Below are 14,967 nucleotides of genomic sequence, written 5' to 3'. Positions count from 1 at the left end.
TCATTTATTTTCAATAAAAAATTTTCACAAAATGAATTATTAATAGGATTAAAATATAATTCTATATTTATTATTTCACGTTCTGACTTTTCTGAAAATTGAACAAAAGGAGTATCTTTTTTCTAATGATTCTATACCTACATAGTACAAAAGAACTATCTTGCTCTTTATTCTTTGTAATAAAGAATAAATAAACATGATAGTTCTTTTAAACATTTCCTATTTAATCCAACGGAACCAATTGATTTCGAACAGCATAAATCACCGCTTGCGATCGACTTTTCACATTTAGTTTTTTAAAAATTTTATTGATGTGAATTTTAACTGTTTTATCACTAATATATAGAGCTTCAGCGATTTCTTTATTACTAAGTCCCTTTACTAATTCAAAAAGAATTTCCTTTTCACGTTCCGTCAGTTCATTTTCATTTGATTCTAATTTCATTTTTTGCTGATGATATGTAATTAATTTTTTAGTCATACGCGGATGAATAACTGAATCCCCTCGATATAACATCCGAATTGCTGCTACTACCTGCTCCGATGATGAATCTTTCAATAAATAACCATCAGCACCAGCCTGGAGTGCATCCATTAAATATTCATCATGCTCATACATTGTAAACACAAGTACTCGGCAATTCGGATAATTTTTTTTCACCAACTCTGTAGCTTCAATCCCATTTTTCCCCGGAAGATTAATATCCATCAAAATACAATCTGGTCTGCATTCTTCTACTTTTCCCAATACTCCGTCCCCAGAGCTAGCTTCTCCAACCACTTTCATATCAGATTCATCCTCTAGTATGTTCCGAATTGCGTCTCGTAAAAAAGCATGATCATCCACTACTAATATTTTAATCATTTTACGCACCCCTTGTTTGTGAATCTGGAATTAATAGTGTAATTTTTGTCCCTTTCCCTACAGAACTATCAATCTGTAAAGTAGCCCCTAATTGTTCAGCTTGTTCATTCATATGTAATATACCATAATGTGGCTCATTCTTCGTTTTAACCATAGACTCAAATAGTGAAAAGCCAATCCCATTATCCTTAATCCTTAAAAGCACGTGCTCACTTTGATAGCTAAGTAAAACATCAGTCTTGTCTGCTTGTGCATGTTTTACAATGTTTTGCAAACTCTCTTGTAATGTATCAAAAATAACCCTTTCTTTTGAAAAGCTAAGCGCACGTGCATGACCTCTTTCATGATATGTAATATCTAGTTCATATTCTTGTTTTAAAGATTTTATTTTACTTGCTATCGCCTGCTTTAGCCCTAATTGTTGTGTCGGATATGGTTTTAAAGCATAAATAGAATAGCGAACTTCTCCTAAGCTTCCTCTTAAATCTTTTATACTTTTCTCTACTATTTGCTGCATATCTTTTGGTTTATCACGGTATTTTTTCTGCGCGGATTCTAGTTGGAATATCACCCCGGCTAATGTTTGCGCAATACCATCGTGAATTTCACGGGCGATTCTATTTCTTTCTTCTAAGATCATTCTTTTTTCCTGTTCAGAAATCAATATCCTTGTTTTAACAACGTTAGCTAATTGGTTAGAAAATGTAGCTAACGACTGTACATCTTCCGGAAAGAAACCCGCATTTCTACTTTTCCCTGCAACAAACATTCCGACTAATTCATCATTTACTATAAGAGGAAAATATACAAGTGAGCGTATAACACTATCAAATATTTCATCTCCAGGAGCCGTACCAATTTTCCAATCATTAAATACAAGATTTTTAGAAAGTTCCTCAAACGCCTCACACTTTTCTGAATCATCAGATACATCTAGGCGGACTTTCCCATCTTTTAATAGAATATTCCAGTTCCCATCATCTTTTGTCCATATTACATATGCTTGTATGCCAAAAAAACCTTTAAGTGCTTGTTTAATATGTTTCAAGTTTCCTCCGGTTAATCCTCGACTAATTTCGGTCGTAATAAGAAATAACTCATATAATCGTTCCTTCTCCATCCTTATCCGTACAGAAAAAGAACTAATAACGGAAGTTGCTACAAGTGGAAAAAAGAAAAACAGTACTGTAATCTCGTTTACTTCCACACTATATGTACTAATTAATACGTGCATCAGTGCCGCATAAGAGAAACCAAAAGTTTCGCAAAGAAATACCGTTACAGTTTTTTTATACCACTGATAGATTGAATATGGCTGCGGAAGGAGTATCATTAACAAATCGTAAAAACGATTGTTGAAAAAACAAAAAAACACGCAAAATAATAACAAAGATATTAAATTTCCATACAGAACTGATATATCTATTTTGTTAATTAATAAGGACATACATTTGTTTGAAAACCATTCGGCCAAGATTAAACTAAGTGCATGCTGAGTACTATTAAATAACATTCTTTGTATCGGTGAACGGCGGTGCAGGTGAATAATTAGCGTAACGAGTACAATAGAAATAATAGTTATATTGATTCCAAACTGCCAACTCATAGCGTAAATTATCGGAAAGGTAAGCGAGCTAGTCCCTCTCCAAAATCGTACAGGAAAATACTCTGCAATCACCATAAATATTAATAACAATATTAGTATTGTTGGATGAGAAGGGATTTTAATTTCAAGTAAAGATATAGTTATAGTAATCAAACCAAGAAAAGAAATAAAATAAAGATAAGAACTAGCAATCTTTTCTCTCATAAAGATAGAATTTACAGCTTTCAAAACAACCCCTTCTTTCTTTATAGAACTTTATTTTCTCTATTATCCAATAAAAAACCGGCACTGGCAAAATGGAAGAACCTCCACTAGCCAATCACCGGCTGTGTACTGCACCTAAAAAGGCAAGACACAATACTAATAGTATAAATTGCCTTTCATAAATTTCCTATTCATCGAATGATGTAATTATTTATACCGCTAGGCTTATCCTCTATAGTACAAAAGATTTATATCAACACCGCTAATCTAATATATACTTTCTTTCCATCCCCTACTTCTCATTTTCTTTAGTTTAAAAGATGACGTAACATAACTTTCAAGCTACTTATTTTCAAATAATCTAAGCATAAATTTCTCAAAAAAAGCAAAAATTAACAGAAGCGACTTTATTCTAAAAGAGGTGGAAATTATGACAGAGCAAAAAGAACAACAAAAGAGTGAAAATCAAAAGCATATGTTTCCATCGCTTCCAGAAAATATTAATTACATTGAAAATAAACTCTGTCATTCAGATGATATAAAAAAATTAGATATCCCTTTTCAAAACGGAAAAGGAACGATTATATATATCGAATCTTTAGCAGATCCAAATTTAATTCATCAATTAGCTCTTGAGCCATTATTAACGCGGTCGGATTTATCTTTAGATAAAGCTTTTTCCACATTAAATATGAAAAAAGAAACGAATTTAAATTATGGGGTGCAGCTTTTATTACAAGGAAAATCATTATATTTTCATGAACATGTCGATAGTTTTTGTATTTTCGAAACAGCTCTATCTTTAAAAAGAGATATAACAGAGCCGGATAATGAAGGCATTGTACGTGGACCACATACCGGTTTTGTAGAAGATTTAGCAACCAATTTAGCTTCTATTCGTAAACTCATAAAAAGCCCAAATGTCGTCGTTAAATATTTCACACTTGGTGAAGAAATGCACACGAAAGTAGCAATTGCTTATATTCAAAATATAGCTAATGACGATCTCGTTGCAGAAGTAAAAAGAAGATTGGAAATGATTAAGACAGACGCACTCATGCCACCAGGCTACATACAGGAATTTATAGAAGATACATCTTTCTCACCCTTTCCGCAGCAATTAAATACAGAACGCCCAGATAGAACCGCCGCTAATTTAATGGAAGGACGAGTTGCTATTTTATCTGACGGAGACCCAACAGCGCTCATCGTACCTGTTACGTTATTCGCTTTCTATCAATCACCTGATGATTATAATAATCGCTGGATTGTCGGTTCTTTCGTCCGAATGATTCGCTTAGTGAGTTTTTTAATTGCCTTTCTCTTACCAGCTATATATATCGCAACAGTTGCTTTTCATCCTGATGTGTTGCCACTCGAACTCGTTTATACAATTAAAGCTTCATTAGAAAAAGTACCACTTCCCCCCATTTTTGAGGCTCTCTTAATGGAGTTAATTTTCGAGTTATTACGGGAAGCTGGTATTCGTCTGCCGAGCCGCGTTGGACAAACAATCGGTATTGTAGGTGGTTTAGTCATTGGTGATGCGATTGTAAAAGCCGGACTTGTTTCTTATACGATGATCATCGTTGTAGCTTTAACTGCAATCTCATCTTTTCTCGTTCCATCAAACGATATGAGTTCAGCAGTTCGCATCCTTCGTTTTCCATTAATGATTCTTGCTGCTATATTCGGATATGTCGGAATATCATTCGGTCTAATTATAACTTTCGTTCATTTATGTCAGTTACATTCATTTCATACACCATATCTTTCTCCCATTGCCCCAATGCGGATAAAAGATATGAAAGATTCTTTTGTAAGATTCCCAATTTGGTCCTTTTGGGAACGACCTCATGATCCAAAGCCGAAAAAAATGCAACGACAACATGTAACGAGAGAGGATGAGAACGGTGACAAACACGCAAAGTAAAATTTCACTTGTTCAATTTACTTTTTTCGTTATTCAATGCCAAATCGGGGTTGGTATCCTTTCTCTACCAAATCGTCTTCACCCGATAGCGAAAGGTGGTGGCTGGATTTCTGTTCTCATCGCTGGGCTTGCCATTCAACTTATCATTTTACTTATGTGGCTTTTCTTAAAACGATTTCCTGATGCTGATATGTATGAAAGTGTTTGTATGCTATTTGGTAATAAATTTGGAAAACTATTAGGTTTTGCTTATGTTTTTTATTTTACCCTTATCGGTATGACGGTTATGTTAAATGCTTGTAATGTCATTAAAGTTTGGATATTACAAGCAACTCCTTGGTCTGCCATTCTCATACTATTTACAATAGCTTGTTGCTATGTAGCCTATAACACATTTAAAGTCATCGTACGGTTTTATGTCATGGCTTCTATTCTTATTTTCCCAATGGCACTGTTAATTGGACTTGGACTCTCACGGGCTGACTTTTCTTATATTTTTCCCATTACAGAAGCTGGATGGTGGAATATTATTCAAGCATCCAAAGAAACAATTACAGCTATGTATGGTTTTGAAATTATTCTTATCGCTTTCCCAAAAGTAAATGGGACTGCTGTGGCAAAACTAAAGGCAATTTCTATCGCTAATGGATTTGTGACTCTCTTTTATACTTTTACTGTTTGGATTTGCTTTATCGTATTTAGTCCAAAGCAAGTTGAGCTTATTCCAGAACCAGTTGCTTACTTATTGCGCTCTTTACATATCGGGATTATAGACCGAACTGATTTACTATTCATACCAATTTGGATGATAACAGTTGTAGCTTCTATTGCTAGTTATTATTGCGCTGCTTCTATCGGAATTGGACATATATTCAATCTTGCTAATCATAAACAAGCTGTTCCAATCGTTGGAATTATTGCGTTTAGTGTAGCCTTATTTATAGATACACCTGAAGAATTAAAAGTAATTTCAACTTTCACTGATAAGTTCACCTATATTTTCATCGTAGTCCTCCCTCTTTTATTTCTACTTTATTCAGTAATAAGAAAGAAGAAAGGAGAACAGTATGTTCAAAAAAAGGGTTAAATTATTTTTTATATTATGTACTAGTTCATTCCTTTCTGGCTGTTGGGATCAAGAACCATTAAGAGAAGCGAGATTAGCTTATAGTATTGGATATGATATTACGGAAGAGAATAAACTACAGCAAACGCTTGAACTCGTAAAAAGTTCAAGCGGAGAGCAATCTTCATTCGAGAATGAAATACATTCAGCAAACGGGTATAACATACGGGATACAAGCGATGCCCTAAAAAAAAATGTGACTGGTAATATTCGCTACTTCAAATATGGTGTTCAATTACTAGGAACCAAAATTCTAAAAAAGGGTATACTACCCTATTTAGATGTCAGCTTTCGGGACCCCACAAACCCAACTGCTTTAGTAAAACTTATTGCAGTAGAGGGTGAAACATCCGAGATACTAGAAAAAAAGAAAGTAGGAAATTTACTAATTGGAGATTTTCTAAAGAAAAAAGTGAAAAGCTTAGAAGATATGAGTGTATTTCCAAAAGAAACTTTAGAAACAGCTGCTACAAAAATGTTAGATCCCGGTAAAGACTTTACCCTCCCTTCTATAAAAATAAAAGGAAAAGAAGTAATTACAAACGGGTTAGCTTTATTTAACAATGATAAATTAACTGGGCATTTACCTTTGAAACAATCTGTTTTATTCGTATTATTAACCGGAAAAATGGGAACAAGCGCTCGTATAACCCAAAAACTTACTAGCGATGAATCAGAGAAAACATCTGATTATTTAACAATGGAAATTAGCAATCGAAAGTTAAAACGAGACTTAAAAATAACAACAGATAAAAAAGGAAATGTTTATGCTCACATTAAGCTCCAACTAAAAGTAATAGCACTTGAAGCCCCAAGAGATAATATTTATAAAATGGGAGAACGAAAAAAACTAAATAAAGACTTATCGAAACAACTTACGAAAGAAGCGAAAAAAATAACAAACAAACTACAAAAAGCAAATTGTGATGCTTTCGGTATTGGAAGACATCTTATCGCATATCATCCTGACTTATGGAAGAAAAAAAATTGGAATAAAGATTATGCAAAAGTAAAATTCAAACCAGAAGTAGACGTAAATATTTTGTATAGTGGTGTCTTAAAATAAAAAGGTTGTATGCCGCGTGGGCATACAACCTTTTATTTCGTATATCGATATATAATTGATTCATATGGTCTTAAGTTAAGTTTTGTAATATCCTTGCTGGAATCTTTATAATTCGACAGTAGTGCTTCTTGTTTCATTCCATCTAATTGAACATGGGCTGGTACAGAATACGTTATTTCTTCTCCATAGAAGTTATTAATAATAAGTAATACTTCATTATTTACAGTACGTGTATATGCCCAAATCTTAGGGTGATTTTCATCTAAAATAGCATATTCTCCTTCTGTAATAACATCGTAAGTTTTTCTAAGTTCAATTAACTTTTTATAATGATAAAATACAGACTCCTCATCTTGTAATGCTTTCTCTACGTTTATTTCTTTAAAGGTTTCAGCTACTGAAATCCAAGGGGTACTTGTTGTAAAACCACTATTCACCTCTTCATTCCACTGCATCGGAGTACGAGAATTGTCACGAGATTTTTGTTTTAAAATCCCTATAATCTCTTCTTTTAATAAGCCTTCTTCCTGCTTTATATCATATATATTTAACGATTCCACATCCCGATACTGCTCGATGGATTCGAATTTAGGATTCGTCATACCTATTTCTTCTCCTTGATAAATGTAAGGCGTTCCTTGCAGCATGTGCATAGCTGTCGCTAACATTTTCGCAGATTCATTTCGGTACTTCCCATCATCACCGAAGCGTGACACGATGCGAGGCTGGTCATGGTTACACCAGAATAATGCATTCCATCCCCCGCCCTTTTGCATTTCAATTTGCCAGTTAGACATAATTTCTTTTAATTTAATAAAATCAAAATCAGCTTTCGTCCACTTATCACCATTCGGATAATCTACTTTCAAATGATGGAAACTAAACGTCATACTCAGTTCATTGCGCTCAGGGTTTGAGTATTTAATACAATTATCAATTGTCGTCGATGACATTTCTCCAACTGTAATTACCTCTTTCCCTTCAAATACATTTCTATTCATCTCTTGTAAATATTCATGAACACGCGGACCATCCGTATAATATTTACGTCCATCACTTGTCGCGGTACTTCCGTCATCGCTTAAGAAACGTTGGTCTTTTGAAATTAAGTTAATAACATCAAGGCGGAATCCAGTTACCCCTTTATCAAGCCAAAAGCGCATCATATCGTACACTTCTTCACGAAGCTTTTCATTTTCCCAATTTAAATCTGCCTGTGTCTCATCAAATAAATGTAAAAAATATTGCTTAGTCTTTTCATCGTACTTCCAAGCGGATCCACCAAACTTAGACTGCCAATTATTTTTTTCATCACGCCAAATGTAATAATTGCGATATGGACTATTTTTATCTTCTTTTGCTTCCTTAAACCACTTATGCTCCGTCGAACTATGGTTTACAACGATATCAAGCATAATTTCAATGTCACGTTCTTTCGCTTTTTCTAGAAGCTCTTCAAACTCTTCCATCGTTCCGTAAGATGGATCAATGCTATAATAATCACTTACATCGTACCCATTATCATTTTGTGGCGATTGGTATATCGGTGTTAACCAAATATAATCCACTCCGAGTTTTTTTAAATAATCTAGTTTCTCTGTAACCCCTTTTATATCACCGGTTTCTTTATTGTAATAACTATTAAAGCTCTTCGGATAAATTTGATAGACTACACTTTTATGCCAATCCTTCATGTTTAACTTCCTCCTACTTCTGTTTAACTCTTTTCGCAAATAACCATGTTAACGTAAATGGGATTACAACTGCGATAATCATTCCTACAATAAACATTGGAATCGATTTCGGAATGATCGAAATAAATGCTGGCAATCCGCCAATTCCGATAGCAGGTGCTAATACACCATTTAATGTAATGAATATCGCTGCCACAGCAGATCCTATAATTGCTGCATAAAACGGAAACTTATTTCGTAAATTCACACCAAACATCGCTGGCTCTGTAATACCGAAGTACGCGGAAATTGCTGATGTCGATGCCATACTTTTATCATTTTGATTTTTAGAAATCCAGAACATTGCAAGTGCCGCACTACCTTGCGCAATGTTAGAAAGAGCGATCATCGGCCAAATAAATGTACCGCCGTGTTGTGCAATTAATTGTAGATCAATAGCAATAAACATATGATGCATACCTGTAATTACAAGTGGTGCATACAATGCTCCAAATAATACTGCTCCAACTACTGGTACTGTTTCATATACGCCTATTAATCCAGCTGTTAATAAATCTCCGATATGACGTGTAACTGGACCGATAATTCCTAATGCTAATACACCTGTTACAACGATTGTTGTAATTGGTACAACTAATAATTGAATTGCATTTGGTACATGTTTCTTTAAGAAAATCTCTACTTTACTCAATACAAATGCTGCTACTAACACCGGTAAAATTTGACCTTGATATCCTACCTTTTCAATTTGGAACAATCCTAAAATATTGAAGTACTCAATCTTTTGACCCTCTAAACCAGTCGCTGCTTTTCCATAATCCCAGGCGTTTAATAAGGCCGGATGCACAAGCATTAAGCCCATAACAATACCTAGTATTGGACTACCACCAAAACGCTTCGTTGCTGACCAACCGACAAGTGCTGGTAAGAATACGAATGCTGTATTGGCCATCATATTAATTAAATCCCAAAGCCCACCTAAATTCGGATAAACATCTAATAAATTTTTACCATCAAAAAATAAGTCCTTTGCCCCTAATAAATTGTTAATCCCCATTAGTAAACCAGCTGTTACGATTGCTGGTAATATCGGCATAAATACATCTGAAAATACTTTTACAAACTTTTGAGCTGGATTTAACTTTTGATTTCCAGAATCTTTCACGTCAGCCACTGTCGCTTCCTTCATACCTGCAAGCGTTATCAATTCAGCGTAAACACGATCTACATCCCCTGGACCAATTACAATTTGAAATATCCCAGCATTATGAAACGCTCCCTTTACTAATGAAACAGACTGTAATTTATCATTATCTATTTTACTTTCATCTTTTAAAGCGATACGGAGCCTCGTTACACAGTGCGCAGCTTGTTCAACATTGTCTTTCCCACCAATATACTGCAACACTTCCTCTGCTGTTTTACGATAGTCTTTCCCCATATTCCCGTCCCTCTTTTCTTTTTTTGATACCGTTTACACTTACATATTAACTCGTATATATAAGTTAGTCAACACTCGTATATACGAGTTGATGTTTTTTTATAAAAAAAAAGATGAAACGTTATTTCGTTTCACCTCTTTACTTTCTTCGCGCCACATCCGAAAAGTGAAAAATATCTAAGCGGTGACGTGATTCCGTATATTCGAACTGACTCCCATCATATAAATGAGTAAAGTTTTTCACAACGACAACATAATCTGTGCCATTTAAATCTAAATACTTTCGGTCATCATCTGTACACGGCTGCACTTCAATTACCCTCTGCGAATAACTAATATGTAGCCCTAATTCTTTCTCAATGTATTTATAAATTGATGCCATTGCAATTTCTCTCGTTAATCCTGGAATAAACTCAGATACAAAATGATTTATATCTAAAATTACTTTTTCTCCATCAATATTTCGTACACGTTTAATATGATCTATTTCTGTTTTTTCTTTCACGTTTAATAATTTTGCAACCTCTTTTGTCGCTTCTTCTTTCTCCATTTCCACGACTTCTGTAATACAATGACGTCCTAGACGCTCATTTTCTTCTTGAAAACTTACAATGCCACCGAAGTTAAACTCAATATTTTTTCGCTTTAATACAAAAACACCTTTTCCATGAATTTTTTGCACATATCCACGCTCTTGTAATAAATCTACTGCTTTTCTTACAGTACCTCGGCTTGCCTCATACTGCTTCATTAATTCTGTTTCTGATGGGATTTTGCATCCCTCTTTTAAGTGCTTATTATCAATAGACTTACTGATTTCTATATAAATTTGCTCATACTTACTCATCATCTACAATAGCCCCTTGTCACCTTCTAATTCTATATGTATTATACCATGCTACACTCTTCTGCCAATCTCTCACTTATTTTCCAGTACAAGAAAAATATAGGTAAATATTTAATCTCTAAAACGTATTTTTATAAAAGTTTTTATATTTTTCTTTTCATTCAAAAAAACATGTAGTATACTAACTTCAAAATCAGAGGAGAAAGGGAGCAAAGAACTATGCTTACTTATACAACAATTGTAGTTACATTTGCACAAAAACATCATCATCATACGTAACCCTTGAAACCTAGCGGAAAATTTACGCGTAGGTACAAGGGTTATTCCCGTTGTGCCTACGCTTTGGCGAAGAGCCATGTAGGTATTTTTTATCTACATGGCTCTTTTTTTATTGCCAAAAAGCTAGTAAAAAATGATGTTTAAGCAAATCTTACTACAAAGGAGTTAACAAAAATGGAAACGAAAAAATGGGGATTATGGGTTTTAACAGCTTTTGTTATCGGGAATATGGTTGGCGGTGGCGTATTTATGCTCCCAGCAAATTTAGCACAAGTATCAGGTCCAATGGGTTCTACACTCGCATGGAGTATTACAGGACTTGGCGTATTTATGATTGCACTCGTATTTGGAAATTTAGCAATTCGAAAACCAGAATTAAAAGCAGGACCACAAAGTTACGCTCAAGCGATGTTTCCTTCAAAAAAAGCAGGTAAAGTTGCAGGGTATAGTATGGCGTGGGGATATTGGGCTGCGAACTGGGCAGCAACAGCATCTGTTATTATTTCCTTTGCTGGATATTTATCAACATTTTTTCCAGTTTTACAAAGTAAGCAAATTCTCTTTTCAATAAATGGATTTTCACTAGAACTAGGAAAAGGGTTAACTTTTCTAGTATGTAGCCTTATGTTATGGGGAATTCAATATATTCTTTCTCAAAATATTGATCGAGCTGGAAATATGAATCTTCTTGCTACCATTGCAAAAATTATCGGATTTACAATGTTTATTGTGATTACATTATTCATTTTCAACGCCTCTAATTTCGGAGACGGTCAAACATTTATGAATGAAGCTGGACAATCCATCTCGTTAGGTGGACAAATCAATTCAGCTGCTATTGCAACACTTTGGGCGTTTATCGGCATCGAATCAGCAGTTATGCTTTCTAACCGCGCAAAATCACAGCGTGATGTAAAAAAAGCTACAATTTTCGGCCTAATTATTGCTCTTATTATTTACATGTCAATTACTTTACTTACAATGGGAGCTCTCTCGCAAGAAGCTTTAAAAGAGTCTCAAAAACCATTAGTAGACGCATTAAATTTAGCAATTGGCAATAAAGGCGCATATATAATGGCGTTACTAGCACTTGTATCTTTATTTGGATCTACTGTGGGCTGGATTGTTGTTAGTTCAGAAGTACCTTACCAGGCTGCCAAAAATGGACTTTTCCCTAAGTTTTTCAGTAAAACAAATAAAAAGGGTAGTCCTTCAAAATCATTATTTATTACAAATGTGATGACACAAATCTTCTTATTCTCAACGATTTCTGGCACTGTTTCAGAAGCATATAATTTCGCTATCGTTGTAGCAACATTAGCTTATTTAATTCCATACCTTGTTTCTACTCTGTACCAATTTAAATTGGTTATTACAGGAGAAACGTATGATATAATGCCAGGATCTCGAATAAAAGACGGGGTTATTACTACATTAGCATTTGTATACTCTATTTGGGTTATCAAAACGGGAACTGCTGATTTAAAAACGTTCTTCTTAGGAATTGGATTGTTTATATTAGGTCTTATTCTTTATCCCGTATTAATGAAAAACTCACAAAAAACGAATTAAAAAAAGAGAAGCTTTTAGCTTCTCTTTTCTATTAAAAATCCGTAATTAACTTTTCTTTTAACTCTCCTACGGATAAAGGTTTTGCATAATAAAATCCTTGTACATAGTCACAGCCCATGGATTGTAATAAACTTTCTTGTTCTACCGTTTCTACCCCTTCAGCAACTACTGCTAAATTTAAACTATGGGCAATTTCAATAACAGATTTTACAATCGTTCTTTCTGGCTGTGCATGATCATAATGAAATTCACGAATAAAATTACGATCAATTTTTACGATATCAAGTGGCAATTGTTTTAAATAATACAATGAGGAATAGCCAGTTCCAAAATCGTCTAAAGCAATTAATACGCCCATACTTCTTAATTCTTGTAATGTAGCGATAATATAATCAAAATGGCGAACAGCAATACTTTCCGTTATTTCTAAAATTAAACGATTCGGAGGAAAACCAGTTCTCCTTAAGATGCTACGTACAGACAAAATAAAACGCTTCTGCATTAATTGTTGTATGGATAAATTCACAGATAACCTTAATCCTTCTTGGTAATCCGGTAATGTTTTAAACAGGCGACACGATTTTTCTAATACCCAATCTCCTAATTTTATAATAAGTCCAGATTCTTCAGCTACTGGAATAAATTCGCTTGGTGAAATAGGCCCTTCTTCTGTCATACAGCGCACTAAAGCCTCAATGCCAGTATATTTCTTCGTTTTCAAATCAATGATAGGTTGTAATACTACATCTAATTCTTCATCACGAATTGCCTTTTGCAAAGCAAACTCGATTTTCATTCTACGATTTATTTTTGCACGTAACTCATCTGTAAAGAAACACGCCGCATTTCTTCCCTGTTCTTTCGCACTATACATAGCTAAATCCGAATTTTTCAATAGTGTTTCCACGTCTTGTCCATCTTGTGGATATGAACAAAGTCCTAGACTAGCTGAAATGTATACTTCATGACCTTCAAGCATAAATGGTGCCTGAAAACATGACAATACCGATGTCGCTAACTGCCGCATCTCATCTTGTGTATGTTCATTTGTTAACAGCACAAATTCGTCGCCACCTAGCCTAGCCAGAACATCTTTCTCTCCTAACACATAATGCAACCGTGAAGCAACTTCGCTTAAAAGTAAATCTCCTATCATATGACCTAACGTATCATTTACTAATTTAAAACGATCTAAGTCAAAGTATATTATGCCAAATTCCTTTTTCCCTGCAATCAGTTCATTAACAGTCGTTATTAGCTGTAATCGGTTCGGTAAACTCGTTAAAGCATCATGATATGCAAGTTCCCTATAACGGCTTTCACTCAATCGTAATCTCTGTTCTGCTTCTTTTCTACTACTAATGTCATTTCGGATCGCGATAAATTGATACGGCTCTCCTTTCTCGTTTAAAAATGGAACAATTGTGGTTTTAACCCAATAATATGTACCATCTTTTGCTTGATTTTGGATTTCACCTCTCCATACTTTCCCATTCAAAATACGCTTCCATAAGTTTTGAAAAAAAGTTTTCGGATGATATCCTGAATTTAAAATACGATGATCTTTTCCTATTAACTCTTCTCTTTTATATTTGGAGATTTCACAAAACTTATCATTTACATATGTAATAAGACCTTTTCGGTCTGTAATTGCAACAATTGAAGACTCATCTAATGCTAACTTTAAATCTCGCAATGAAGAGTCATATAATGCATGACCTCTTTGTTCTAGCATGCGCATCTCTCCTTGCTTCCTATCTAACTAAAACACAACTTGTTTCTTTTCATAGAAATAGAGATATTTCATTTTCTAATAATAACCCTTTACATACATCACATTTTGAATTATGCCGATTAAAATAACATAATATTATTTGTAAAAAAAAGCAATATAATACCGTTCCAATTATAATTAGTAGCTTCTCATCTCCCTAATTAGCTTGCCTTATTATACCGCATTCCTTTAACTTGCTCTATGCAACCCTTGTTCCTACTCATTCCACTCGCGTCTAACCTCTATGCTTTTTAATAGCAAAATAGACATTAGAACATACTATATAACTATTCACGAATAATAATATAAAAGTTTAAATTGGTATATATGTTTTTGAATTACAATAATAAAATATTAACATATTTTTACCTTTATTTTGGAAGTATTTTATAAATAAATATAGTATTAAACAAAAAAGAGGATAACCTCTTTTTTGTTTAATACTGATATGGTATTTGCTGATAACCTGGGTATGGAACTGGATATGGTGCTGGATATGTTACTGGGTACGGTGCTGGATCTGTCTCTTATACACATCTGACGCTGCCGACGAAGCTAGA

General features: G+C 34.2%; 10 protein-coding genes and 1 pseudogene. 4 read left to right on the top strand and 7 right to left on the bottom strand.

Features of this window, described 5'->3' with window-relative positions:
• Nucleotides 1–223: 223 nt before the first annotated feature.
• Nucleotides 224–865, bottom strand: a complete 642-nt coding sequence (locus JDS92_RS08985; protein WP_000590661.1) for a response regulator — start codon at nucleotides 863–865, stop codon at nucleotides 224–226.
• Nucleotide 866: 1 nt separating this feature from the next.
• Nucleotides 867–2,699, bottom strand: a complete 1,833-nt coding sequence (locus tag JDS92_RS08980; protein WP_199631834.1) for a GAF domain-containing sensor histidine kinase — start codon at nucleotides 2,697–2,699, stop codon at nucleotides 867–869.
• Nucleotides 2,700–3,105: 406 nt separating this feature from the next.
• On the opposite strand from JDS92_RS08980, the gene gerKA reads away from it, so the two are divergent.
• From gerKA to gerKC, 3 genes are read left to right on the top strand one after another with little or no spacing between them, the layout of a single operon-like run.
• Complete coding sequence (gerKA, locus tag JDS92_RS08975) at nucleotides 3,106–4,608, top strand: spore germination protein GerKA (protein WP_087969018.1); 1,503 nt, start codon at nucleotides 3,106–3,108, stop codon at nucleotides 4,606–4,608.
• Complete coding sequence (locus tag JDS92_RS08970; protein WP_098210280.1) at nucleotides 4,589–5,695, top strand: GerAB/ArcD/ProY family transporter; 1,107 nt, start codon at nucleotides 4,589–4,591, stop codon at nucleotides 5,693–5,695. Before gerKA ends, JDS92_RS08970 begins: the two co-directional genes overlap by 20 nt.
• Complete coding sequence (gerKC, locus tag JDS92_RS08965; RefSeq protein WP_000474021.1) at nucleotides 5,676–6,800, top strand: spore germination protein GerKC; 1,125 nt, start codon at nucleotides 5,676–5,678, stop codon at nucleotides 6,798–6,800. The genes JDS92_RS08970 and gerKC overlap by 20 nt, the downstream gene beginning before the upstream one ends.
• Before the next feature lie 32 nt (nucleotides 6,801–6,832).
• On the opposite strand, the gene treC is transcribed toward gerKC, so the two are convergent.
• From treC to treR, 3 genes are all read right to left on the bottom strand, one after another.
• The gene (gene treC / locus JDS92_RS08960; RefSeq protein ID WP_199631833.1) at nucleotides 6,833–8,494 is read right to left on the bottom strand and encodes an alpha,alpha-phosphotrehalase; all 1,662 of its coding nucleotides are present in this window, start codon (nucleotides 8,492–8,494) and stop codon (nucleotides 6,833–6,835) included.
• A gap of 13 nt (nucleotides 8,495–8,507) precedes the next feature.
• A complete protein-coding gene (treP, locus tag JDS92_RS08955; protein WP_199631832.1) occupies nucleotides 8,508–9,935 on the bottom strand; it encodes a PTS system trehalose-specific EIIBC component in 1,428 nt (475 codons plus the stop codon).
• A gap of 139 nt (nucleotides 9,936–10,074) precedes the next feature.
• Entirely contained in the window at nucleotides 10,075–10,785 is a 711-nt protein-coding gene (gene treR / locus JDS92_RS08950) for a trehalose operon repressor (RefSeq protein WP_000987222.1), read from the bottom strand.
• Between the two features lie 450 nt (nucleotides 10,786–11,235).
• On the opposite strand from treR, the gene JDS92_RS08945 reads away from it, so the two are divergent.
• The gene (locus JDS92_RS08945; protein ID WP_000448439.1) at nucleotides 11,236–12,633 is read left to right on the top strand and encodes an amino acid permease; all 1,398 of its coding nucleotides are present in this window, start codon (nucleotides 11,236–11,238) and stop codon (nucleotides 12,631–12,633) included.
• A 31-nt stretch (nucleotides 12,634–12,664) separates the two neighbouring features.
• On the opposite strand, the gene JDS92_RS08940 is transcribed toward JDS92_RS08945, so the two are convergent.
• Both JDS92_RS08940 and JDS92_RS08935 read right to left on the bottom strand, forming a co-directional pair.
• The gene (locus JDS92_RS08940) at nucleotides 12,665–14,368 is read right to left on the bottom strand and encodes a putative bifunctional diguanylate cyclase/phosphodiesterase (protein ID WP_000893352.1); all 1,704 of its coding nucleotides are present in this window, start codon (nucleotides 14,366–14,368) and stop codon (nucleotides 12,665–12,667) included.
• A 476-nt stretch (nucleotides 14,369–14,844) separates the two neighbouring features.
• A pseudogene (locus tag JDS92_RS08935) lies at nucleotides 14,845–14,925 on the bottom strand (cobalt transporter); the annotation flags it as partial.
• Between the last annotated feature and the right edge of the window lie 42 nt (nucleotides 14,926–14,967).

It is taken from the genome of Bacillus cereus group sp. N12 (assembly GCF_016483575.1).
In the GTDB taxonomy this organism is placed as follows: Bacteria; Bacillota; Bacilli; order Bacillales; family Bacillaceae_G; genus Bacillus_A; species Bacillus_A toyonensis.
This window is presented reverse-complemented; position numbering and strand designations above follow the sequence as displayed.

Coding starts and splice junctions, on each gene's coding strand:
- JDS92_RS08985 (WP_000590661.1), bottom strand. CDS start 865: ATGATTAAAATATTAGTAGTGGATGATCATGCTTTTTTACGAGACGCA.
- gerKA (WP_087969018.1), top strand. CDS start 3,106: ATGACAGAGCAAAAAGAACAACAAAAGAGTGAAAATCAAAAGCATATG.
- gerKC (WP_000474021.1), top strand. CDS start 5,676: ATGTTCAAAAAAAGGGTTAAATTATTTTTTATATTATGTACTAGTTCA.
- treC (WP_199631833.1), bottom strand. CDS start 8,494: ATGAAGGATTGGCATAAAAGTGTAGTCTATCAAATTTATCCGAAGAGC.
- treP (WP_199631832.1), bottom strand. CDS start 9,935: ATGGGGAAAGACTATCGTAAAACAGCAGAGGAAGTGTTGCAGTATATT.
- treR (WP_000987222.1), bottom strand. CDS start 10,785: ATGATGAGTAAGTATGAGCAAATTTATATAGAAATCAGTAAGTCTATT.
- JDS92_RS08945 (WP_000448439.1), top strand. CDS start 11,236: ATGGAAACGAAAAAATGGGGATTATGGGTTTTAACAGCTTTTGTTATC.
- JDS92_RS08940 (WP_000893352.1), bottom strand. CDS start 14,368: ATGCTAGAACAAAGAGGTCATGCATTATATGACTCTTCATTGCGAGAT.